The organism is Collinsella sp. AF20-14LB (genome assembly GCF_003459505.1).
Classification (GTDB): Bacteria; Actinomycetota; Coriobacteriia; order Coriobacteriales; family Coriobacteriaceae; genus Collinsella.
The window spans coordinates 20,260-43,319 of record NZ_QRWD01000004.1; the positions used below are offsets into that span (position 1 = coordinate 20,260).

The window sequence follows — 23,060 nt, forward strand, 5'->3', positions numbered from 1 at the left end:
GATTGATGCCGCGCACAGAGCGGCTGCACGTTCACCCGCGCCGCCGCATCCGCACCATTTCGCGCACCCTGCGCTGCAACCCACAGCAAAGCAGTTACAATAGCCCAATGTGCATCGCGCACGACGATGATATCGGCGCCCGCGACTAGGGGAGAATACATGGCAGAGCAACAGATAACGCCGGGGACTAAGCTTCAGGTGGCATTCGACGTGCCCATGGGCCAAAAAACCGACTTCAACATGCTCGCCACGTACAAAGAGGACCTGGACGAGGCGTACTTTCTTATGAGCGCGCCCATGCTTGCCGGCAAGCCGCTGCTCATGGACGAAAACCAAAAGCTGCTGCTGCAGTACAAAGTAGGCGAGGAGACGTTCGTGCTCGCCGGCTATCCCGAGGCAGTCGAGAAAAAGGGCATCCGCACCTATTGGAAAATGCGCAAAGTCGCCGAGCAGCGCAGCTTTGTCAAGCGCCGCGACGAGCGTTTTAAGGTCGCCATGCGCCTGACCTACCAGCGCGACAACGCGCCGACCCCCGAGCCCGAGGACGCCATGACCATCGACGTCTCGGCCGGCGGTCTGGCTATCTACCTCAACGATTACCCCGACGTGGGCGAGGCCCTGGCCGTGCAAATGCCCACGATCCGCCTGCAGGGCGAGCGCCACGAGCTGCCCGAGCAGCTGGGCATCGTGTGTTGGGTGCGCCGCGCGCCCAAGGGCAGCCTGTACCGCAACGTCTGCGGCCTGCAGTTCCGTTACGCCGACGACATGGAGCGCGAGCTCGTCAAAGAATACGTCGGCTACATCCGCGCCAAATATAAGCTCTGATCGCCATGGCACTGTTCAAGCGCAACGACAACAAAGATCAAGCTGCCGAGGATTTGGCCGAGAATCAGGCTGAGGGTGTAGCCGAGGATTTGGCCGAGGGCATGGCTGAGGATTTGACCGAGGGCCAGGCCGAGGATACGTTGCAGAACGCACCCCGCGTCAATGCCGAGGACGCGCCCGGCGAGGACTCCGCCCTCGATCAGCCTCCCACCTCCCGCAAGCGTTTCGGCAAGTCCAAGCCCAAAAGCAAGCACAAGCGCGACCTGCGCGGCGTGGTGCGCATCGAGGAGCTGGAGCAGGCGCTGGCCGACCAGGACCTCGACGACATCGACCCCGACGCGGTCGTCTCCATGTACATGCCCAAGCGCCGCATGGAGCGCATCGGCACGGCGCTGCTGCGCATGGACAAGCTGCAAAAGGCCCTCGTGGTGCTGGCGCTTGCCTTTGGCGTGTTGTTCGCCCTGTCGTTTATGCAGGAAAACATGGGTAACTTCACTATCAACCTCAACCGCTTGGAGCTGTTCCGCCGCGGCGTGGCCATTGCCGACAACGGCGACTTTAACAACGCCACCGCACGCTTGGCCGCCGATGCCGTGGATAACGGCACCAATATTGCTGCCGAGGATCTGCCCGACAACCTGGACGACATCGACGGTAGCCACAACGGCAAGAACTACGTGACGTACACCTTCTATATCCGCAACGCCGGCAAGACCGATCTGGGCTATAGCGCCAAGCTCAAGGTGGTCAGCGCCAGCAAGGGCGTGGATAAAGCGGCGCGCGTGAGGGTGTATCGCAATGGCGAGCCCACCACCTATGCGGCGGCTGCGGCCGATGGCAACCCCGAGCCCAACACCGAGCCGTTTGCGTCCAAAGACGTGGTGACGACCATCAGCCATGCGAACTTCCGCGTGGGCGATGTGGACAAGTACACCGTGGTCATTTGGCTGGACGGCGACGACCCGGAGTGCGTGGACAAGATCATCGGCGGTGCGGTGGAGTTTGGCTTTGACTTTGATTCGTCCGAGACCGACGACTCGAGCCTGTTCATTAAGTTCGTGCAGGATATTGCCGACACCCTGACTGGCAACGACCCCATTAGCGCGAGCGGCAACGAGGCGCCCGATTACTACAAGGAGCACAACGTGACCTGGAGTAACCGCCGCAACCAAAAGAACTCGCCCGTAGGCGACGGGGACAAGTAGAACGAACAGGCGCCGGGCCGGGATTGATGTTCCGGCCCGGCGCTTTTACTATGCGCAGGTGTTGTCTTTGGAAGCGCTGGCGTTGCCGCTGGCGGCATCCAGCAAGAACAGCCGCAGCGCGAGCTTAATCGCGTAACCCGGTTTGACCTGCGACGCGTCTCCCATGCGTTCGTCCAGGTCGCCACAGTAGGCATAAAGGTCGCGGATCAGATCCGCGCCCGAGAGGGTGAACACGTAGCCCGCGTTCGAGAGCGCGTTGGGTGCTGTGGGCAGCCCCGCAGCCGCACAAAAGCTTGCGAGGTCGGGGCCCATGACGGCCTCGTAGTCGATTGCGGCGCCACGGTCCTGGGCGGCCCGCTCCAGCTCGCGGGTGTACGACAAGGCCGCCGCCAGCACAAAGCTGGGCGTGGGCGCGTTGACGTCGTCGGTGGTGGCGACGAGCTTGCCGGCCGCCTGCGTGACCAACCAGGCGACTTCGCGCTGGCAGCGAACGGCCTTGCGCGTCACCGGCTTGATCGATCCGGGAGAAACGCTTCCTTTAGGTTGAGCGGCAGCAGCCATAGGGACCTCCTAACAAACAGCCTACGCAAGCAGGCAGAAATTACACGTGCTACATCAGTATAGCGGGTGGGGAAGGGCTAGGGCGAAGCTCGGCGGAGGGTGAATGTATGCGATGGCGTGGAACTGCGGTCGCAAGGCTTAAGAGGGACTTACAGCTTTGCGGGAGAGAGATCAAATAAGGTAAACGATGTTCACATAGCACCACATATAACCTGAGGTAGACTTATGAATCTGCCGGAATGTAGGCTGCCGAAAACTCATAAGGAAATCGTAAGAATTATGGTATTCTCAACTCCATATCAAAAGGATGGGCAAGCAACATCCAACACGAAAGCGCGGGCTCCCCTTCCGGGCTTCTCGGGGGTCATCTGGGACGAATGGGGAAAGAAAGGGGTCCGTATGGATACCAAGGCATTAAAGAAGCAGATGGGCGCCGCCATCGCCATGGTCCTCGTGGCAGCCGTAGCCCTCGGCTCCGCCACCTTCGCATGGTTTGTGAGCAACAACTCGGTTAAGGCGACGACGAGCAGCATTAGCGCTCAGTCGAACGCTGCCTACATGACGATTGCGAAAGGCACCACTGGCGCAAAAGACGCTAACGAAAGTGCTGTCGAGACGGATGTGAAAGACACGCCCCTTTTCCCTGCGACTTTCGGCGAGCAGGCGGATTCGGATGGCAATGCACATCCTGGTCTGTTTTATACGGGAAACGGCACGACGACCACCGATGGTAAGCTGAAGGATGCCCTGGAGAAGGTTGGCGCGAATGGCACCCCTGCGGAAGCTGCAGAAAAAGGTTATGCCGTTCATGTTCCCTTCAATGTGAGCACTAAGGGCCAGAAGATGAAAGACCTGAAGGTCGCTGGCATTACCAACGGGAAGTATGATGCCAAGGATGAGGCCAATAATGGCTCTGCCCTGGCTAAGGCCTTGCGTGTTTTGGTTGTTGACGGCACCGATTCTAGCAAATGGGTTGTGTACGGCCAAGAGGCTGATTCCACTAAGTACGTAGTTAAGCTTAGTTCTGAGACTGGTAACGCGGTACCGAATTTTGGCGAGGTCTTGCCTGGCCAGGATCACGTTGTAAACGTTTATCTTTATTATGAGGGATCGGACCAGGCCGTCTACACCAATAATCTTGCGAATCTGACCAAGACCAATAAGGTCACCGTTGAGTTCGCTGCTACTCCCAACGGAAACAACTAACCAAGCGGGATGGCATATCTGCTGACTTTGGGGCGGGGTCTTTCGGCTCCGCCCTTTTTTGAAAAGAAGGTAGGTGAAAGATGAATATATGCGGAATGAAAAAACAACTCAGGATTGCAGCCATTTCGGTTGTAATGGCTGCTGTTGCACTCGGATCGGCTACGTATGCGTGGTTTGTCACCAACTCTACGGTTAAAGCAACTACAGGTAGTATTAGCGCTCAGACAAACGGAATGGTTCTCCAGATTGTCTCCGGAGATATGCCCAATCATGAGGACAACCGCGAAGCGCTGACGACGGCATCTGCTGTTGGAAATCAAATCAGCCCCTCTTCAACGGATAACGCGAAGTCATGGTTTGTGCCCGCCACCTGGAGCAATACGATGGTCAGCTCTTATAAAGAAGCCAGTACCAATGAAAAGGGTCTCTACAGTCAAGGTGGCAACTCGTATTACGCATTTGCGGTGGGAAACTACACCGTCTATACGGTTAAGGAAACCGGACGTGCCGATGTCTATTTGAATCCTGACAACCCCTTAGTTGTTACGCCTTCAGCGGGGGCTTCGGAAAACTGGTTCAATAAGATTAAGGGATCCTTGAGGGTCGGTATTGTTGTCGACGATGACCTTAAGTTCGTCTATGCTCCGACTCAGCCATCTTCTACCGAAACTGGCAACGATGTTAATGCCACCATGGGCTGGAGCTGCGTTGCTTCGGCGGGGGATACGACCCAAGTAGCAAGTTACATGCACTTGTATGCCGACAATCTTGTTGACCAGCAGAATGGTAACTGGGCAGCCGCAAAAAACGGCACTCTATATGATAAGCCGGCTGGGCAAAACGGTAAGGCCATCGACACGAATGTTGGCTATAACGGCACTCATATAAAGGTCGTCATCTGGATGGAGGGCACGGATTCAGATTGTGTAAATGTGTCCGATTTGGATGATGCCCAGAAAGCAAATCCAACGTTTAATGTCACGCTCAATTTGGTTGGCGTAGCGACTGAATAGTCGGTCAAAATAATCGCAGCAGTGTAATTAAAGACGAGGGCCAGTTCAATCAAGAACTGGCCCTCGTTTGTTTATGCCAAAAGCGCTTTGGCTACAGCCCGTACACTTCAACCATGGCTTCGCCGATGCGATGGGGGACACCCGTGACCAGGGCATTGCCCATGCAGAAGGCTCGATGGCCATCGGTCATGCCGGTGTCGGTCCAGCCCTTCGGGAATCCCTGGAGCTGGTCGAGTTCGTCGGGAACAAGACGACGGAAACGACCGTCGGGGCACTCGATGACATGCTTAAAGCGGCTGGCTCCCGTGCCGCCTTCGCCCGTGAGAATCGTACGGCTTGGTTTGTCGATAGCATCCGGGAAGCTCATGGCACCCTCTGAATACGTATACGTAAAGCCGGTTTTCTTATTGGTGCGCTCTTCGCGTTTGCTGCCCTTGAGGTAGCGCCAGTCGGGAAGCTTTTCGTCAGAGATGTAGAACTGTTCCGGAACATTCGCCTCGTCAACAAGCACATCGCCAAGTACGCGGCGCTCGCCGTGATAGTCCTCGGCGAAGTCGCAGGTCAGAACGTGGCAGTCCTGCATGACGCCGGCATTCTTAAACTGAGAGGTCTTTTGACCAACGCCAAAGCGAGTCGAGTTCTCGTAAGGATCGGGCAGGACATCGAGTTCCGCAATTTCGTCAGGGTAGATGGCGGGGAAGGCCTTCGCCATAACGCCGTTGTGCATGCGGTCAACAAGGTCGACCTTGCCAGCGTTCTTCTCGCAGAAGATGTAAACGCGTTTGCGGCGCTGGGGGAAACCGTATTCTGCTGAGTTGACCACGCGCCATTCGACGGTGTAATCGAGGTCGGCAAGGCAGCTCAAGATGATGGCGAAGTCTCGACCGCGCTGGGATGCGGGCGACTTGAGCAGGCGATCAACATTCTCAAAGAGCCCGAAGCGGGGCTTCTTCATCTCGAGGAAGTGATAGATATCCCACCAAAGGACACCCTTCTTGCCTTCGATGCCATGTGCCTGATTGAGCGGACGTGCGACGGAGTAATCCTGGCAAGGGAAGCCGCCGACGACCATGTCAACGTCGGGGATTTCAATCTCGCTGGCTTCAGCCTGCTCCAAGACTTTATTAATATCTTCGTTGACTACGGAATCCTCGCCAAAGCGGTCCATATAGCAACGTGCCGCGAACTGACGAGCCTTTGTTCCGGGTGGTTCCCACTGGTTGGCCCAAATGGTGCGAAAGGGTCCGGCGGGCTTCATGTAGAAATCCGGATAACGGGGGTCGGCATAGCCTTCGAGGCCTAAACGGAATCCGCCGACACCGGCAAACAGCTCGGCAATCTTGACCTCTGACATGCTATTCCAATCGATATAACGAACGTTTATAAACCAAACTACGATAACCGATCTGGCAAAAAAGATCAACCCTTAATTTTAGCACTCTCAGATAACGTTCATTATTGCAGTATGGCGCACGTCATGGGCTACCATGGGGCTAACTGCGATTTTCGGAGGTATCCTATGTCCAAGAAGCACCTCGATTTCAAGCGCATGCTTGACGATACCGATTTTTCTGACCCCTCAAGCATTGAGCGATATGCTGCCAATCTCGACGGGATGACGTTTCGCGATATTCTCGAGCTTGGCATTGCGCCGGAGGGGGAGAGCGCGCCCAAGGACTTTGGGTCCAAGAAGTACAAGGGTGGCATGGGAACCCTGATCGAGGAGCGTTACTTTGGCTATAAGGCCAACAGCGATGATCGGCCAGATTTTCCGGAGGCAGGCGTTGAGCTCAAGGCGACGTGCTTCGACGTGCTCAAGAACGGTCGCAAATCTGCCGGCGAACGCCTCGTTTTGACGATGATTCCTTACGATCGTCCGGTGACGCTCGATTACGACAGTTCACATCTTAAGACCAAACTCAGCAATATTCTCTTGGTTTATTACGGCCGCGACCTCTCAATCGACAAATACGACCAGCGCATTGAGCGTGCAGTTATGGTCCGTCTGCCCGAAGAGGACATGAAGATCATTCGCGCCGACTACGAGAAAATCATTTCGTACATTCAAGATGGTCGCGCCGATGAGCTTTCGGAGGGTATGACTACCTACTTAGGCGCCTGCACGAAGGGTAAAACCGAAGCGAAGATGTGGGTTGACCAGTATTATGAGTACCTCAACACCGATACGGGCGAGATTGAACACCGTCGCGCGAAGCGTCGAGCCTTTTCGCTCAAGCGCTCGTATATGGACTACGTGCTCCATACCTACGTGCTCGGTGCCCCGCGCGTTGGCGAGAGCATCGTCCAGGCCGGCGACGATCCCATTGATTTCGAAAGCTACGTAACTGGACTTATCGAGTGCCACTATGGTGAAACCGATCGCCAGATCGCGGAGCAGTATGGGTTGGAGTATACGGGCAACAAGGCGCAATGGACGACGATCGTTTACCGCATGCTCGGCATTAAAAGCAATGCCGCCGAGGAGTTCGTTAAGGCTGGGATTTCCGTTCGGGCTGTTCGCGTTAATAAAAAAGGCCACATCGAGCAGGCGATGTCCTTCCCGCCGTTTAAGTTTAAGCAGCTGATTAACGAGGATTGGGAAGCGTCGCCTTTCCGCGCATGCCTCGAAACCAACCGCTTCTTCTTCGTTGTGTTCCGTGAGGACCACGAGGGTGTGCTGCATCTTGATCGTTGCCTGTTCTGGGCAATGCCGGCAAACGAAATCGAAGGTCCCGCAAAGGCTTGCTGGGACGAAACGAAAAAGGTTATTCGCGAGGGAGTTGAGCTAAAGCCGTATAGGGATTCGGCAGGAAAGCTCAAAGTGGCCAACAATCTGCCTGGTATGGCTGACAATCCAATCGTTCACGTTCGCCCACATACGTCGAAAGCTGCGTACAGATTCGCCGATGGCACCGAGGTCGGCGATATCGCAAAGAACGCTTACGAACTGCCGGATGGGCGCTGGATGACCAGGCAATCGTTCTGGTTCAACAAGAGCTATCTGGAGCACATCCTGGGACTGTAGGTCCTCGAGCCCGCAACTCAGCTACCTGCGCATACTCGATTTTCGAGGAATTCCACACTCGATTTCCGAGGATAACTGGACTCGATTTTCGAGTTTTGCCCTACAGGTAAATTCCCTCGCACAGGGGCTTGTGGAACTGGATGTGGTGGTCGCGTGCCCAGGTGAAGAGTGCCTGGTCAAAGTTGCTCTGACTGGCGGGGATGCCAAAGACGCCGGCGACTTTCACGCGCACGAACTCCAACGCGGGCAGCTTGTTGATGGCCGTGAGCGCAAACGGCGACGTGGGCTCCTCGAACAGGTAATGGCTGCCTTGCAGCGCGCCGCAGGCGGTGCAGGTGCTGGCGAGCGATACGGTCTTGGTGGTGCGCGACGTTACGGGCTTGTAGCCGCAGCGCTCGCGCAGGTAGTCGCGGATCTCGGCCGGCACGCAGCCCAGCGCGGGGACGATAGCTATGGCGTTGGCGCGGGCGGTGTCGATCGCGATGTGGCCCGTGTCGTCCATGGCGGGTACTGCGCCGGGCGCAGCCTTGCTGCCCGAGTCCTCGGCTACCCGATACGGAATGCCAAAGGCCGTGACCGTTGTCTGCTCGTGGCACTTCCAGCATTCGCGCTTGCCCAGCACCAGGTAGATGTAGGGCGCGCTGGGGTCGGAGCGATCCACGCCGGGCAGCCACGCGGCAAAGGGCTCGGGGTTGACGCCATCGGGCACGTACCAGATCTTTTTGATCCGGTCCCACTTGGCGCCCAGGGCTTTGGCCTCGTCTTTGTGCAAAAAGGGAACATCGAGCTCGGTGCGCATGGCGGCTCCTTTGTGCGGCTTGCGGTGCATGTGCTCCAAGGATACCCCAGCGGCGGACGTCCGATGCATGCCGACGGAATTGCTGATGTTCTTGCTGTTGGCCGCGGCTGTTTGCAAACGCGACGGTGCCGTTGGGGCATTGCTATAAGTCAGCAAATGAGCAATTTGGCCGTCCAAGCAGTCGCAAAGCAAAATGGAAGTCCCGCGCCGTCAAGCAGTTTTGCCACTGCTGCACTACATAACCACAGTTAAACGCGGCAATTCGCTCTTGTACAGTCTTAACCGTGATCACACGTCATTAGTAGCTCAGAGGTTAGGGCGGTGACTGAATGGCTCGGTACAAAGGCGAGAATAGGGCATGGGAAGGAGCCGCTCGGCTGCTCGCAAATCCGGCGCGCGGACGTGAAGGTGTGCGAGACCCCCAAGCACGTGGCCGAGATCGGCGGGTGGAGCCTGCGCCAAGTCCAGAAGTGGTGCGCGGACGGGACGCTCCCCGCGATGATGATCGGCGGCACCTGGGCGATCAGCGGGCAGAAAATCTGCGACATGCTCGGCATTGAGGACTAGCGATGCCTATGGAAGCATTCAAGGAAAATGACACCGGTGGCCGTATGCTTGGCGGCGGGGCCACCGGCGGCGAGTGGACAGGCCGGGGGCCTGTCGTGGCTGCATCTTACAGCTCGGTCACGGGGAGCGCCGCCTCGCAGCTCGATTGCGGGGTGAGCCAGCATGAACGATAAGGAGAAGGCCGACTTGGCGTTCCTCTCTATGGAGCCGCCCAAGAACTACGAGACTTGGAAGAACATCGGCATCAGCTACGAGGCCGCTGGAGGCGACCACGACACGTTCCTCAGCTGGTGCTCCCACGACCCCGAGAAGTACGACGAGGCCGTTACCCGCAAGCTCTTCGAGCATGTGGACGAGGGCGGTAGGATCACGGCGGGCACGCTCTTCTGGCATGCGGCGAACGCAGGTTGAAAGAGCGCGGGCGACCATACAAGCGGAGCGCTTTGCACGGCCTCCGGCGGCCAGGACCTCTCCGGATTGCCGTACTTGGAACAGGCGATCAAGCAAATCGAGGCCAAGGCGTTTTACCTGCACTTCTGCTGTTTACGGGAAGCAAACAGCCGTTCGGTGGCGTTTTCAAGCTCAGGTCTCCAATCCCTCTGATTGCTGCTAATCTATAAAGTTAGCGAGTTGAATTCTTTTCGAGTTTGTGACGCTCGCATACGGTCATTCTAGGACGCCGAAGGGGTGATTGCGATGAGCGTTGATAGTTCCACGGAGGATAAGGCTCAGAGCGCCTCCATTGGTGCTGTGGATTTGTTTTGCGGGGTCGGGGGTCTGACCTACGGTTTACGCACCGCTGGCATCGATGTGGTGGCTGGGTTTGACCTCGATTCCTCTTGCCAGTACGCCTACGATGCGAACAACGGCAAGGACAAGTTCATCTGCAAGAACATCGCCGAGGTCACCGGGGAGGAAGTCAAGGAGCTCCTGAAGGACTTTGACATCAAAGTCTTGGTAGGGTGCGCTCCTTGCCAGCCCTTCTCGAAGCACCGCAAGGACAAGAAGCATCGCGAGAAGCACAAGGACTGGGGGTTGCTTGCGCAGTTTGGGAGGCTTGTGCGTGAAGTGCAGCCAGATTACGTGTCCATGGAGAACGTGCCCGAGCTCGAGAAGGAGAGCATCTTCTCTGGTTTCTTGAACACGCTTAAGGAGTCCGGATACTCGGTGGAATACAGCGTCGTAAAGGCTGAGGAGTACGGTGTGCCCCAGCATCGGCGGCGATTGATTCTGCTAGCTTCTAGAAATGGGTCCATCAGCTTGATTGACCCTACGAATGATAACGCTCATGCTGTTACGGTTCGGCAGGCAATAGGTGCGCTGCCTGCCGTGAGCGCTGGCGGCTCTTGCAGGGGGGACTCTCTGCAAACGGCGTCGGCGCTATCAGAACTAAACTTGAAGCGCATTAAGGCTTCGACGCCTAATGGCACGTGGCGAGATTGGCCTGAGGACCTGAGGCTTGATTGTCATAAAAAGGCTGCTGGCCAAACGTACCCTGCGGTCTACGGGAGGATGGCTTGGGACGAGACGTCCCCAACTATAACTACGCAGTTCTATATGTACGGTACGGGCCGGTTTGGGCATCCAGAGCAAAATCGAGCCCTAACCTTGCGTGAGGGTGCCGTCTTGCAGAGCTTCCCGCAGGATTACAAGTTCATTAGGCCTGGCGAGAAGATCAGCAAGAAAGCTGTGGCACGGCATATTGGAAACGCCGTGCCACCAAAGCTCGGCGAAGCGGTTGGCAAAAGCATAATTGCCGCTTGCGTACACTAGCCCTCTTCTGATTCGGTCATACCGCGCCGATATTCACCGGCGTTGAGATAGGTCGAAACATCCTTGCGGAGCTGCATCAAAAATGAGTCAACATGATTGACTAGCTCCGCAAGCTCCGATGTTGTCACCTGATTGCTTGCTTCTGCAAACGAAATTGATCCATGAGCTAGGTCATTCCGTCGATTCTTGATGTCTTTAAGCTCGCTCTTAATCTCATCCCTCTTGCAGTTCGCTATATCATCATGAATCGATATTCCGTGGTCATCAAAGAGCTTGAGGATTTTGTCTGCATCTAGATTTCCACCGGCGATGGTGTTCCGAACGCTGAATTGAAGTACGTTATTTTTAACAGCATGATCAAGCAACCTCTTGCTTATGGACTCGGCAGTACTATTGCTGGCTTTTGGGTCGCTCAACCCGTTATACATTTGGGTATGGTGCCAAATCGATTGAAGCTTTTCGGAAACCTCAGCGTAGCCGCAACCCTCGTCCTTTACTCTGTCGTAAATCGCCTGCATGAGATTAGTGACCGAGTACTCAATGATGTTGTAGATCATAAGCTTGACGTTGGAGCGGATGACACTGGAAACGAGGGTCACATCTGGTGTCGATGAGGGCAGGCCACTGGGATTTGCCTTTTCAGCGTTTTCGTACGCTCCTCGCATTACAGCATTGTAGCGCACGCCCTCTGCGCCTTGGTCAAGCGAATCGAGCAGGGTCGCGAGCGTAATCATGCTCTTGGTCTCACCAAGGCGGTCGTTGTAGACCTCTTCGTACCCCAAGTTAAAGTCATTGGAATCCATAAGGTTTACCGCTCCGCCTTCAGCTTGTTGGCAACGAAATCAATGCGAGCTTTCAACTTGGCCTTTACGTTTGCCGAGTCTGACCGCACAAGGGTCTGGAACTCTTCGCAATCAACCCAAGACATGTCTTTGCGCGAAAGGTCCTTGTCCTCCGACAACGCCACGGCAACGCCGACCGCAATAGCTTCGAAACGCGCATGAGGAGTCGTTTTTCCTGTCGGTGTCTTTTTGAAACCCCTGTCTCCCAAGCACTTCTCAACGTATTCCAACATTTCTTTGAAGCGAGCGACGAGTTCATTGCGCTTGTCAGGTGACTCGGCAAGCTCGATGTTCATGCGATTCGTGTATTCATCCAGGTAACTAGCAACGCGGTCTTTGTAACCCTCGAAATCTGGGTAGCCGTCTGCATAGGCGAAGAAACGAGTGACAAGTTCCATGTCATCGTAGTGTTTGCGCGCCGTCTCGCTTAACGGGGCAAGTTTTATAAAGAGCGGATCATTGGAGAGCTCGCTTACTAGTTTTGTAAAATCGCCGCCCATGGAGCCACGGCGAATTTCTTGCGATTTGAGCTGCTTGCCCGATGAATTGATACGACGAAAAATCTCCTGTCGGACGTCAAAGGTGGTCCCTTCCTCAAGGTAAACCACTCGAAAGCTCGCGTTATCGAATCTTCTTTGTACTTCTATGGGAAGTTCTGAATAGGTCTTTCCGTTGACAGATGTAAGGATGTTTAGATTGCACAAGGTTAAATCGCCTCTGGCAAAGTTCACCAAGGCGTTCATCCTTTGCGCTCCATCAACGATTTCCGTTCTGCCATCTTCAGCATCGGCAAAGAACATGTAGGGAATGGGCAGACCAATTAGCACAGACTCAATAAAGTAGCTGCAGTCAACGTCCGTCCAGACGAAGTTCCGTTGATAGTCAAGCGGAATGTAGAATGCATCAGCATTGAACTTATTGATGAGGTATTCCGCAACGTATTCGCGAGTGCTGAATCGCACATCCTTTTTCTTGTCGCGAATCTGTTCGGAAATCTCGATCGTCTCACTTTGTTGATCGGTCAATCGCCTTCACCTCAATCTATAGCAGGACGAAGCCAACTTAGGTCTGACTGGCTGTGGGATGTGAAGTCCTCTCCCATAACCAATGCTGCACTCTAATGATACCAGCAGATGCCTGGCATTAGAGTCGTGCCCCTCTGCCACTTTGTGACGCCCGTCTAGGCTGCTCGTATCGAGTAACTGGGCGGGCGCCTTGTTGTGCCTGCCGCGATTTGAAAGCAGGATACATGGACGGTGAGACTCATGGCGACGAGGCGGCGAAGGTCGAGCTCGCGGAAGGGCAAGAGGACGCGAGGTCGGCAGAGGTGGCGGACGCCCTTCGCTCGGAGATCGAAGCGGTGGAGGGCGCAGCAGCCGACGAGCGCGTGGAGTACTGAGCTCAGGCTCGCTGGGGCGCGGAGCGTCAAGGCCGCGCGTGCCCTTCTCGACGAACACGGGGGCGACGTGGGCGCGCTCAAGGAGGCGGAGCCCTGGCTCTTCTCGGTCCCCCCGCGCCCGCTGGGATCACGGGGCTGTCAAACGCGGGAGCCGCTGTTTGTGTCGACGACAAACTGAACATTGTGGCGCGACCAAATTGAGCACTTTGGCAAACACGCCGCGTTAACCTATCCCACCGCCTTGCCGAGCATGAGCGTCGCCTCCATACGGTGACTCGCGCCGGTGAACTCGACCAGGCGGCCGTGGTGGACGATGCGGTCGATCATCGCCGCCGCCATCTTGTCGTCCCCCAGGACCGTGCCCCACTTGCTGAACTCAATGTCTGTGGTGATGACCAGGCTGTGCCTCTCGTAGCAGTTCGACACCCCCTGGAACAGCAGCCTCGCGCTGTCGAGGTCCAGCGGCACGTAGCCGAACTCGTTCAGGATGACCAGGTCGTTTCTGGCGATGTCCCTCATCGCCGCCTCCAGCGAGTGCTCGCGCGCCGCCTTTTGGGATACATTTGGGATACAGCGCTATATACAAGAAACCGGTCTACCGCATTTCCGCAGGTAGACCGGTTGAACAATTGGTGGGCGTTAGAAGATTTGAACTTCTGACCTCTTCCGTGTCAGGGAAGCGCTCTCCCCCTGAGCTAAACGCCCGATCAAGGGTGCGCGAGTGCGCAGGGAATAATATAACGGAGCTCCCACCCAGTGGCAAGAACTATTTTAAAAAACTGGTGAATTGTGGCCCCATCGGAGCCTGCCGCAGCGCGAACAGCACGCGAAAAGTCGCGTTTGTACCCCCGATGAACTGCACGTTCGCGTAAAATGTTCCCATTATGGGCAAATGGTGTCCAGGTAGTTTACGATGCGGCATCTGGGGGAGGGGCATGTCGGACGCGCGCTCGTTGCGAAAACAGTTCAATCGCATGCTCGCCACGTTGCTGGTGGCCCTTGCTGCTGCCGGAGCCGTAACATATGCCTGGTACATCTACAACGCCAACCGCCACATCACCGACGTCAAGATGGCCGCCGGCACGGGCGTGACCTTCCTCATCTCCAACGAGTACGACGGCGAATACAAAACCAACGCCGGCCTGAGCTTTACGGGTCTGCTCGATCCCGTCTCGACCGACAACGTGCTCAACGGCTTTCAAAAGGTAACGGGCTTTACCGGCGGAACCACCCAGGACTCGCTGTTTGCCAGCATGTTTGGTGCCGCCGAGCATTCCGACTACTACAAGACCTCCCTGTACCTGGCCACCAACTCTGCCGCGACCGACGTGTACCTGTCGGGCATCGACTTTACCGAGCAGGACCCGGCAAACCCCATCTCTACCGCTCTGCGGGTGGGCCTGGTTACCTATGCGCCGGGGCAGGGCGATACCGTTACGGGCCAGTACATCTTTGAGGTCTCGGGCGAGCGCAATCCCCAGGCGCGCTACAACACGCTCGACGGCAAGGATGCCGGCGAGAACGAGCAGAATCACCTGGTGCTCGACAGCACCCGCTCCGATGGAACAACGGTTCATTTTGACCAGCTGACCAGTGCAAACTTCTGTGACTACAACGAAGACACTGGCATCGTGAGCCTCAAGGAGGCTACGACCAAGATCTGCAGCCTGCCCGCCGCTGCCAAGGGCACCAACCGCAGCACGCCCGTGCGCGTGGATGTGTACGTGTGGCTGGAAGGCTGCGACCCCGACTGCACCAACAACCTGGCCGCCACCAGCTTGCAATCGCTGGCGTTGCGCTTTGCCGGTAAGCGTTCGTAAGGGGGCTGGGTATGAGTGCATCGAACATCAAAGATATCCTAAGCTCGCGCCGTCGCATGGTTGCTGCGGCCGCATGGATGTTGGTGCTGGTAGCCGCCTTGAGCGCGGCCACCTACGCCTGGTTTAGCAACTCGCGCTACACCAACGTGACGCCCGTGGCGCACACGGTAAGCGACGAGGGCGCCGACCTGCAGATTGGTCTTTCGGCCAACGGGCCCTGGGACACAACGGCAACGCTTGCCGCCGCCGACAAGACGCTCTATCCCATCTCGACGGCAGACCTTTCCCGCTTTTGGCGCGGCACGTTCCAAAACGCCGCCGGCATCACGACCGACTACGCCGACTGCACCGCGCAGCTGGACGACTACGCTCTTTCGGGCACGCTGTACCTTAAGGGCAGCGATAGCGCGCTCAACGTGTACCTGTATCAGGGCCAGATGAGCGTGACGAACGACCCGCAGCTGCTGGCCGCGCTGCGTCTGGGCCTGGTCATTACAACTCAGTCGGGCACGCAAACGCATATCTTTACCTGCGACGATCTGGGCAACACCTCGGGCGCCACCAGTAGGCGTACCACCGCGCAAGACGGCGTGGTTGTGGCGCCCGGTGCCACGGGCTGGACCTACACCGCCGACCCCGCGCGTGCCATAAGCGCTTACAGCATGGATGGCACCGGCGACACGCCCGCGGCGCGTGCAGGCGCCACACCCATCTGCACGCTGGCCGCCAACGAGGTGGCAAGCGTTCGCTACGTTGTGTACATGGAAGGCTGCGACGCCAACTGCATCGACGAGGCTCAGGCCCGCGATGTGGTGCTGCAGCTTGCCTTTGCTGCGGCCAAGGCGTAAGGGGGCGAAGCGACATGGAAGACAAGAAGCACATGCCAGCAGATAGCTGCAAGGCCAACGCCGAGAGCGCGACCCCCGCGGTCCCCTCCAACGCAGCCGCCGAGCGCGAACGCCTCGAGCCCGCCGCCGCCCGCCGTCACGCCCGTCGCGCGCGTGCCTACATCGCGCTCGTTATGGTGGCGCTCGCCGCCACTTTGGGCGTCGCGACCTACGCCTGGTTTACCAACAACATGAAGGTCAACACCAACTCGGTGAGCGTGCACAGCGACACGTCTAAGTTGGTACTGGAGCTGGGCGACGCCGACGCCGGCAGCTGGTCGCAGCAAGGCGATGCATCTCTGGCCTCCACCGCGAGCGGGGTCGCGACGCTCTACCCGGTCTCGACCTTTGACCTCAACGGCTTTGCGGCCTGCGCGCAAAACAACTCAGCCGGCGATGCCGCGGTGTTTGAGCAGGCAAAAGACAACGGCTCCGCGTTCTACCACGGTTGGATTGACCTGCGTCCCACCATTACGGGCACGGGCGCCAGCAAGGTTAAGGGCAAGGTGAGCCTGTATCTGGCCGAATCGCTGGTTCCGCAGGGTGCCGACGCCGAGCTGCTGCGCGCGGCCCGCGTGGGCATCAAGATCTCGAGCGGCAGCCAGGTGCTTGCCACCAACATCTTTGAGCTCGACAGTTCCGACAGCGGCCATCGCGGCGAGCATCCCACGACCGCGCCTGCGGGCCTGGCGGGCTACGCCGATGGCATGCTGCTGGGCTGGCAAAACGGCCAGCTCGCTTGCGGTGCCAACGTGACGCAGGACCCGGCCGCCTTTACCCTGGACGCCGGCGAGACGGCCGAGCGCCCGCAAAACTCGCTCGCCACGCTGGCGCTGGGCCAGACCTATCGCCTGGACATCTATTACTACATCGAGGGAACCGACCCCGATAGCGCCGACTACCTGCATCAAGACCCGGGCACCCTGCACCTGGCGCTCTTTGCGACCCTGGACGGTGAGTAGCCATGACGCGTAAGCAACCCGCCGCCGGCTGCACGCCCGCCACCGGCAAGCCCGCTGGCGCGCAAGCCCCCGCCGACACCGACTTGCGCCGCAAGCTCACCACCACCGTGGTGCTGGTGCTGTTTGCCCTGGTGGCGATAGCCATGGCAACCTTTGCCTGGTTTTCCATCGCCGATAGCGCCAAAACCCGCATGCTCATGATCGACGCCAACGCCGACGGTTCGCTGCGCTTTGACCTGGACGAGCATGCCACGTTCGACGAATACGTGCACAGCCTGGGCTTCGACCAGATCTCGGCGCGCATCGCCAGCGAAAAGGGCGTGGACATCGACGCATCCAAGCTCAAACCCGTCACCACGAGCGACTACCAGACCTTCACCTTCGAAGACGGCTCCACCGCCGACCCCGCCACCGGCGCCTACCTGGAGTTCACGCTGCACTTTATGAGCAGCACGGACTTGCGCGTTCGCCTGACCGGGCAGGACGGCGACGGCGGCGTGTCCGGCACGCGGTTTAGCTCCGACACGCAGGGCATGGCCAGCGCCATGCGCATGAGCTTTACCGCCGATGGCCACACCTGGGTCTACAACCCCAACGGAGGCGGGGGCTCGTCTGGTTCGGTCGCCGTCTTTGGGCTCGACTCGGGAGCAGCGAACGCGGCCAGCGACATGTTCGACCTAATAAAAGATACGGACAAGCCGGTAACCGTTCGCATATGGCTCGAGGGAACGGACCCAAATTGCACTAATATGCTAAAGGGAGCTAACTATTCGGTTTCGATGCGCTTTGAGGGCATCGAAGAACAGTAGATATGCACGGCGGCCACCGGGCCGCGCACGACCTAGTCAGACACGGTAGTAAGGGACATCATGCAATCTGTTAAAAAAGCCGCATCCATCGCACTGAGCGTCGTCATGTGGATCATCATCCTGGTAGCGGCCCTGTATGCGTTTACCACGCTCGCCACGCGCGAGGACGGCAGCGTCTCGGACATCGCCGGCTTCACCCCGCTCGCCGTGCAGTCCGACTCCATGGCGCCCACGTTTAACAAGGGCGACCTCATCGTCATCCAAAAGTGCGACACCTCTAAGCTCGAGGTGGGCGACATCGTGACGTTCCACACCATCATCGACAACGAGTACGCGCTCAACACGCACCGCATCGCCGCCATCGACGAGGTCAACGGCATGCGCAGCTTTACCACCAAGGGCGATAACAACGACGTGGCCGATACGCACATCATCAGCGACGGAGACATCGTTGGTAAGTACCTGTTCGCGTTGCCGCAGATGGGCAAGGTCATGGACTTCCTGTCCAGCTCCATGGGCTTCCTCATCGTGATTGTCCTGCCCATGCTGCTGTTCTTTATCTACCAGGTGTATCACCTTATCGTGGTGGGCATGAACCTTAAGCGCGCCATGGCCGAGGAAGACCGCCTGGCCGCCGCGGCTGCCATCGTGGATGCCGAGGGCAAGGGTGACACCGCCACCGTTGCCGCCGATAACGCCGCCGAGCAGCTCGCCCAGGCCGAGGCCAAGCTCGAGGAAGCCCGTCGTCTGAAGGCCGAGGCCGAGGCGGCGATGAACGCGACCAAGCAGGAGGATACCGACGGTGAGTGAGTTTCTGGGATTTGCCTGGGAGCTGCTGGCAAAGGTTGTCTACAACGTCGTTGCCGTTGTGAGCTCCATCCTTAACCTGCTGGTGTTTGGCTGGGTTGAGTACTTCAACATCTTTATGACCTACTTCACCACGTTTGACCTGGTGGGCAAGATCGGCGCGGTCATTCTGTTTGCCATGCTCATCGCGGTCCCCGTGCTGATCGTGGCCATCCTGGTCCACCGCTACCGCATCAACCGCCGCCTGCATCGCGACGACACGTCCAACAAGGCGCTCTATCGCGAGATCGGCCGCCTGAACAAGCAGGTGCTCGACCTCATGGACGAGAAGAACAAGTTGCTGGCGCTCAAGGTCAATGCCATGGGCGGCACCAAGCAGATTCCGTACGTGGGCGCCTCGGCCTTGGCCGACGACCACCTGCCCACGGTGGGCAACGTGGTGGGCGCCGCTGCGGGCGCCGGTGCGGCTGCTGGCGAGGGCGCTGCGGCGACGGCCGTCATGTCGGCCAACGCGTCGCTCGCGCTCGATGGCGAGGGCGTCAAGGACGCCGCGGCCGCCATGGCCAAGGCAACCGTCGAGGCCAAGACCCTTGCCGAGGAAAAAGAGATCGCCCAGGCCAACCGCTTCCCTAAGCTGTCCCTTGTGGACCTTAAGTACCGCGACTGGGAATCGCCGGTTTACGACGATGCCATCTCGCTGGAGGACTTTGTCGACAGCTTCCGCGCGTTCGCCTGCAGCCAGATGAAGCTCTACTACACGCCCGAGGTCATCCGCCGCTTTGTGGCCGGCATGGCCGCCTCCAAGCTACTGATCCTGGAGGGTATCTCGGGTACCGGTAAGACCTCGCTGCCCTACAGCTTTAGCCGCTATTTGGACAACCCCGCGACCATCGTGTCGGTGCAGCCGAGTTTTCGCGATCGCACCGAGGTGCTCGGCTACTTTAACGAGTTTTCCAAGCGCTTTAACGAGACCGAGTTCCTCCGCGCCGTGTACGAGGCGGGCCTTCGCCAGGACCCGTCCATGATCGTGCTCGATGAGATGAACCTCGCCCGCGTGGAGTACTACTTTGCCGAGATCCTGTCGGTGCTCGAGATGCCCAGCCACGACGAGTGGGTGCTCGACCTGGTGCCCACCCAGTGGGCTGCCGACCCCAAGGCTCTGCACGACGGCAAGCTCACCATCCCCGACAGCCTGTGGTTTATCGGCACGGCCAACAACGACGACTCCACCTTTACCATCACGGACAAGGTGTACGACCGTGCGATTCCCATCGAGCTCAACGAGCGCGCCGATGCGTTTGAGTGCGAGCCGCACGAGCGCGTGCACGTGACGGCCGAGCATCTGCAGTATCTGTTCCAAAAGGCCAAGGTCGAGTACGTGATCGACGAGGAACTGCTCCAGAAGATGCACAAGCTGGACCAGTACCTGCAGACCCGCTTTAAGCTGGCCTTTGGTAACCGTATCATCAAGCAGATGTACGACTTTATCCCCGTGTACGTGGCGTGCGGCGGCACCGAGCTGGGCGGCATGGACTACATCATCGCCCGCAAGGTGCTTAAGAAGTTTGAGTCCATGAACGTGAGCTTTGTGCGCGACGAGATGAAGGGCCTGATCGAGTACATCGAGAAGACCTTTGGCGAGGGCGGCCTGCCCAATTCCGTCATGTATCTGCAGCGGATCCAGAACTTCTACTAATGTCGTAAGCGCGGGGCGATGTGATGTCGCCCCGTCCCTTTCCGATCGATCCAATCTATGGAGTAACCCATGTCCGAGACCATTCAGGACCTCTATACCAGCTTCTCCGAGCAGATGGAGCCCATCCAGGAGGACAGCCGCTACTTCCGCTATCTGTTTGAGATGGCGCAGGCCTCGGGCACCACGATCGAGCAGCAGCGCGAGGAGCTCGTCAAGGTGGTGGACGAGGAATGGATCAGCATGATCGAGGACTCGCTCGACGCCATCAATACCATCATCGAAAAGCCGCGCCGCTTCATTACCACCGAGGAAGAGGTGGTGCCGGTCTCGCTCGCCAAAAAGATCAGCGCCGACAGCGTTCGCCATCTGAGCCAAAACACGCAGTTTTTGGCGCCGAGCGACGACGGCGGAGTTCACCCCACGCGCATCCTCAATGTCAATACCGTTGAGACCTACGACCTGTACGAGAACCGCTTTATCTACCACCTGATTCAGCGCCTGCTGACGTTTGTGGACAAGCGCACCGACGTCATCTTTTGGTCGACGGGCAACGAGATCCGCAACCGCTTTAAGATGCACAGCAAGATCGACGATGCGTACGAAGAGATCGAGTACAACGTCGAGATGACGGTCAAAAACCGTCAGAGCTTTGCCGAGAACGACGCCGACAACATGGACGTCTTTATGCGCATCGACCGCGTGCGCCGTCTGGTCATGGCGCTGCGCGGCGCGTCATTCTGCCAGATCATGAACGGCTGCAGCGCGGTCCGCAGCCCCATCCAGCGCACCAACCTCATCATGAAAGACCCCAACTACCGCAAGTGCTACCAGCTGTGGCAGTTTATGGAGCGCTACGACAAGGTGGGCTACAACATCGACGTGCAGCAGCAGGCGCTGGCGTTCGATGACGAGTACATGGTGCAGATGTACACCAACCTTATCAACAACTACACCGTCTTTAAGAGCCTGACCGATGACGAGCGCAACCTGCAGGAGCTCGAGAGCGTGCAACACGCGCCGGTGGCGCCCAAGTTTATTAAGGAGATTAAGGAGGTGCAGGTCGATAGTCCCGACCTGCCCGATGTTGAGGTCCGCCGCGTGTTTGTGGAGGAGGTCACGCAGGCCCAGCTCGATGCCGAGCAGGCGCTGGCCGAGGCTCGCGAGCAGATTGAGGAGCTGCAGGGGCAGCTTACGTCCTGGAAGGTTCAGGCGCATGCGCTGACCGACGAGCGCGACGACTTGGCCGACGAGCTGGACGAGGCCAAGACGCGTGAGCTGGCGTTGACGCAGCGCGCGCAGATGGCCGAGGCCGCTGCCGAGGAGCTGCGCGGCTCGCTGGAGGATGTCGAGGCCGGCAAGAAGGCCGCCGAGGAAGCTGCCGCCGAGGCGCGCTCGACCGCAGCGGCGCAGCTTGAGCAGATGCGCACCGAGGCTGATGCCGAGGTCGCGGCCGCTCACGCCGATGCCGATTCACGGGTTGCCGCCGCCGAGCAGGCAGCCGCCGAGCAGGTCGCACAGGTCAAGAGCGACGCTGCTGCGGCCCTGGCTGCCAAGACGGAAGCCGATGCCGCCGAGCTGCAAGCTGCCAAGGATGCCGCCGCGGCCGAGCTTGCCGGCGTGCGCGAGGTGTGCGCCAAGGAGGTTGCCGAGCTGCATGCCGCGATCGATGCCGCCCACGCGGCCGCCGATTCTGCTGTGGAGCAGGCCGCGGTGGATGCTGGCGAGAAGGTCGCCGCCGTCGCTGCCGAGCGCGATGCCGCGACGCGTGCCGCTGAGGAGGCCCGTGCCGACGCCGACGAGCGTATCGCCGCAGCCGAGCTTGCGGCAGGGGAGCGCATCGAGCAGGAAGTCGCCGCCGTCCGTGCCGCTTGCGAGCGCGAGGTCGAAGCTGCTCGCGCGGAGATGCAGCAGCGCCTGGACGCGCTGACGCACGAGCTGGAGCAGGCCGTGCGTGATCGCGCTCGTGCCGAGCGCCGTGCCGAGGGCAACAGCCTGTTGCGCTATCTGCTGGCCCGCTTGCGCGGCGAGGCTGGCGAGGGCGTGGTCGCCGCGCCTGACGAGGATGGCGCTTCTGCGGCGGATGCCACCGAGGGCGAGGTCGCTGCCGACCCCGAGACTTCCGCAAAGGACGACGACAAGTGATGAAGCATGTGCTCCGCGTGATCAACGTGCTGGCGACCGTGGTGATCCTGGTCGCCTTTGTGGTGCTGCTGCGCACGGTGTTCACGCCCGCCGGCGAGATTCCCACCATCATGGGCTACGGCTTTATGCGTACGCTGACCGGCTCGATGGAGCCGGCGATTCCCGTGCATTCGTTTATCGTCGTCGATACCGACAGCAGCCAGGCCTACCAGGTCGGCGACATCATCACCTTCCATTCGTCCGATGACGTACTGGAGGGTTCGCTCAACACGCACCGCATCGTTGCTGTGGAGGCCGCCGCCGACGGCGCCCCGATCTACCGCACCAAGGGCGATGCCAATCCGGTCGAGGATGCCGCGCCCGTGCCCGCCGCCGACGTGGTGGGCCGCGTGGTCTTTGTCTCGGCAGGCCTGGGCGTTGTGGTGTCGCTGCTCACCAATCCGCTGCTGTTCTTTCCGTTTATCGTGGTGCCGCTGATCGTGCTGCTGGTGCTCGAAATTCGCCATATGGTCAAGACCACGCAAGAGGTGGCGCGCGCCGAGGACGAGGCCGCCCTGCGCGCGGCCGTGGAGCAGATTCGCGAAAAGCGTCGCCGCGAGCAGGAAGACCGGGACAGCGCCAAGGACCCAGGCGATGGCGATCGTGCCCAGGGGCGTGCGGAAGCCGACCCCGGCGCCCTAGACGATTCCAACCACTCGGCATAGCACGTCTGTGCCTTTCGT

At 58.8% G+C, this 23,060-nt stretch carries 23 protein-coding genes and 1 tRNA gene; 17 read left to right on the top strand and 7 right to left on the bottom strand.

The features are described 5' to 3' along the window. Nucleotides 1-159: 159 nt before the first annotated feature. Nucleotides 160-825 carry a PilZ domain-containing protein gene (locus tag DWX63_RS02835; RefSeq protein ID WP_158551649.1) on the top strand — a complete coding sequence of 222 codons (666 nt, stop codon included), beginning with the start codon at nucleotides 160-162 and terminating at the stop codon, nucleotides 823-825. A 5-nt stretch (nucleotides 826-830) separates the two neighbouring features. Beyond that, nucleotides 831-2,030, top strand: coding sequence for a hypothetical protein (locus DWX63_RS02840; protein WP_117842762.1), 1,200 nt, complete (start codon nucleotides 831-833; stop codon nucleotides 2,028-2,030). A gap of 48 nt (nucleotides 2,031-2,078) precedes the next feature. On the opposite strand, the gene DWX63_RS02845 is transcribed toward DWX63_RS02840, so the two are convergent. After that, nucleotides 2,079-2,591, bottom strand: a complete 513-nt coding sequence (locus DWX63_RS02845) for a hypothetical protein (RefSeq protein WP_117842763.1) — start codon at nucleotides 2,589-2,591, stop codon at nucleotides 2,079-2,081. A 399-nt stretch (nucleotides 2,592-2,990) separates the two neighbouring features. Between DWX63_RS02845 and DWX63_RS02850 the strand changes: the two genes are divergently transcribed. Together DWX63_RS02850 and DWX63_RS02855 are read left to right on the top strand one after the other, a co-directional pair. After that, nucleotides 2,991-3,797, top strand: coding sequence for a hypothetical protein (locus DWX63_RS02850; RefSeq protein WP_117786942.1), 807 nt, complete (start codon nucleotides 2,991-2,993; stop codon nucleotides 3,795-3,797). Between the two features lie 95 nt (nucleotides 3,798-3,892). After that, a complete protein-coding gene (locus tag DWX63_RS02855) occupies nucleotides 3,893-4,810 on the top strand; it encodes a hypothetical protein (RefSeq protein WP_117842764.1) in 918 nt (305 codons plus the stop codon). A 91-nt stretch (nucleotides 4,811-4,901) separates the two neighbouring features. On the opposite strand, the gene dcm is transcribed toward DWX63_RS02855, so the two are convergent. After that, a complete protein-coding gene (gene dcm / locus DWX63_RS02860; protein ID WP_117786940.1) occupies nucleotides 4,902-6,164 on the bottom strand; it encodes a DNA (cytosine-5-)-methyltransferase in 1,263 nt (420 codons plus the stop codon). Between the two features lie 165 nt (nucleotides 6,165-6,329). On the opposite strand from dcm, the gene DWX63_RS02865 reads away from it, so the two are divergent. Beyond that, nucleotides 6,330-7,835: a Sau3AI family type II restriction endonuclease gene (locus DWX63_RS02865; protein ID WP_158559599.1), complete on the top strand. Its 1,506-nt coding sequence runs from the start codon at nucleotides 6,330-6,332 to the stop codon at nucleotides 7,833-7,835. 100 nt (nucleotides 7,836-7,935) lie between these two features. On the opposite strand, the gene DWX63_RS02870 is transcribed toward DWX63_RS02865, so the two are convergent. Further along, the gene (locus DWX63_RS02870; protein ID WP_117786938.1) at nucleotides 7,936-8,634 is read right to left on the bottom strand and encodes a DUF5710 domain-containing protein; all 699 of its coding nucleotides are present in this window, start codon (nucleotides 8,632-8,634) and stop codon (nucleotides 7,936-7,938) included. Between the two features lie 402 nt (nucleotides 8,635-9,036). Between DWX63_RS02870 and DWX63_RS02875 the strand changes: the two genes are divergently transcribed. From DWX63_RS02875 to DWX63_RS02885, 3 genes are all read left to right on the top strand, one after another. Then, nucleotides 9,037-9,201, top strand: coding sequence for a helix-turn-helix domain-containing protein (locus DWX63_RS02875; RefSeq protein ID WP_117765516.1), 165 nt, complete (start codon nucleotides 9,037-9,039; stop codon nucleotides 9,199-9,201). A gap of 162 nt (nucleotides 9,202-9,363) precedes the next feature. Next, the gene (locus tag DWX63_RS02880) at nucleotides 9,364-9,612 is read left to right on the top strand and encodes a PriCT-2 domain-containing protein (RefSeq protein ID WP_117765514.1); all 249 of its coding nucleotides are present in this window, start codon (nucleotides 9,364-9,366) and stop codon (nucleotides 9,610-9,612) included. 285 nt (nucleotides 9,613-9,897) lie between these two features. Then, a complete protein-coding gene (locus DWX63_RS02885; RefSeq protein ID WP_117765512.1) occupies nucleotides 9,898-10,974 on the top strand; it encodes a DNA cytosine methyltransferase in 1,077 nt (358 codons plus the stop codon). Here DWX63_RS02885 and DWX63_RS02890 read toward each other — a convergent pair. Both DWX63_RS02890 and DWX63_RS02895 read right to left on the bottom strand, forming a co-directional pair. Then, nucleotides 10,971-11,777: an MAE_28990/MAE_18760 family HEPN-like nuclease gene (locus DWX63_RS02890; RefSeq protein WP_117842765.1), complete on the bottom strand. Its 807-nt coding sequence runs from the start codon at nucleotides 11,775-11,777 to the stop codon at nucleotides 10,971-10,973. The two genes, DWX63_RS02885 and DWX63_RS02890, sit on opposite strands and share 4 nt — an antisense overlap. A gap of 5 nt (nucleotides 11,778-11,782) precedes the next feature. Next, complete coding sequence (locus DWX63_RS02895; protein ID WP_117842766.1) at nucleotides 11,783-12,841, bottom strand: DUF262 domain-containing protein; 1,059 nt, start codon at nucleotides 12,839-12,841, stop codon at nucleotides 11,783-11,785. A gap of 224 nt (nucleotides 12,842-13,065) precedes the next feature. On the opposite strand from DWX63_RS02895, the gene DWX63_RS11200 reads away from it, so the two are divergent. After that, entirely contained in the window at nucleotides 13,066-13,215 is a 150-nt protein-coding gene (locus DWX63_RS11200; protein WP_158559600.1) for a hypothetical protein, read from the top strand. 228 nt (nucleotides 13,216-13,443) lie between these two features. Here the strand turns inward: DWX63_RS11200 and DWX63_RS02900 are convergent, their stop codons facing one another. Next, entirely contained in the window at nucleotides 13,444-13,785 is a 342-nt protein-coding gene (locus DWX63_RS02900) for an ATP-binding protein (RefSeq protein ID WP_117842767.1), read from the bottom strand. A gap of 60 nt (nucleotides 13,786-13,845) precedes the next feature. Next, nucleotides 13,846-13,920, bottom strand: a tRNA-Val gene (locus tag DWX63_RS02905). Between the two features lie 230 nt (nucleotides 13,921-14,150). Here DWX63_RS02905 and DWX63_RS02910 point away from each other — a divergent pair. From DWX63_RS02910 to DWX63_RS02945, 8 genes are all read left to right on the top strand, one after another. Continuing rightward, on the top strand, nucleotides 14,151-15,035 hold the full coding sequence (locus tag DWX63_RS02910) for a hypothetical protein (protein WP_117629013.1): 885 nt from the start codon (nucleotides 14,151-14,153) through the stop codon (nucleotides 15,033-15,035). Between the two features lie 11 nt (nucleotides 15,036-15,046). After that, nucleotides 15,047-15,883 carry a hypothetical protein gene (locus DWX63_RS02915; protein WP_117842768.1) on the top strand — a complete coding sequence of 279 codons (837 nt, stop codon included), beginning with the start codon at nucleotides 15,047-15,049 and terminating at the stop codon, nucleotides 15,881-15,883. Nucleotides 15,884-15,897: 14 nt separating this feature from the next. Then, nucleotides 15,898-16,884, top strand: a complete 987-nt coding sequence (locus DWX63_RS02920) for a hypothetical protein (RefSeq protein WP_117842769.1) — start codon at nucleotides 15,898-15,900, stop codon at nucleotides 16,882-16,884. A gap of 2 nt (nucleotides 16,885-16,886) precedes the next feature. Next, nucleotides 16,887-17,693, top strand: a complete 807-nt coding sequence (locus DWX63_RS02925; RefSeq protein ID WP_117842770.1) for a hypothetical protein — start codon at nucleotides 16,887-16,889, stop codon at nucleotides 17,691-17,693. Between the two features lie 60 nt (nucleotides 17,694-17,753). After that, nucleotides 17,754-18,503, top strand: coding sequence for a signal peptidase I (locus tag DWX63_RS02930; RefSeq protein ID WP_117765496.1), 750 nt, complete (start codon nucleotides 17,754-17,756; stop codon nucleotides 18,501-18,503). Beyond that, a complete protein-coding gene (locus DWX63_RS02935; RefSeq protein WP_117842771.1) occupies nucleotides 18,496-20,196 on the top strand; it encodes a hypothetical protein in 1,701 nt (566 codons plus the stop codon). The genes DWX63_RS02930 and DWX63_RS02935 overlap by 8 nt, the downstream gene beginning before the upstream one ends. 69 nt (nucleotides 20,197-20,265) lie before the next feature. Then, the gene (locus DWX63_RS02940; RefSeq protein WP_117842772.1) at nucleotides 20,266-22,338 is read left to right on the top strand and encodes a DUF2357 domain-containing protein; all 2,073 of its coding nucleotides are present in this window, start codon (nucleotides 20,266-20,268) and stop codon (nucleotides 22,336-22,338) included. Beyond that, a complete protein-coding gene (locus DWX63_RS02945; RefSeq protein WP_117842773.1) occupies nucleotides 22,338-23,042 on the top strand; it encodes a signal peptidase I in 705 nt (234 codons plus the stop codon). The genes DWX63_RS02940 and DWX63_RS02945 overlap by 1 nt, the downstream gene beginning before the upstream one ends. Nucleotides 23,043-23,060 lie beyond the last annotated feature (18 nt).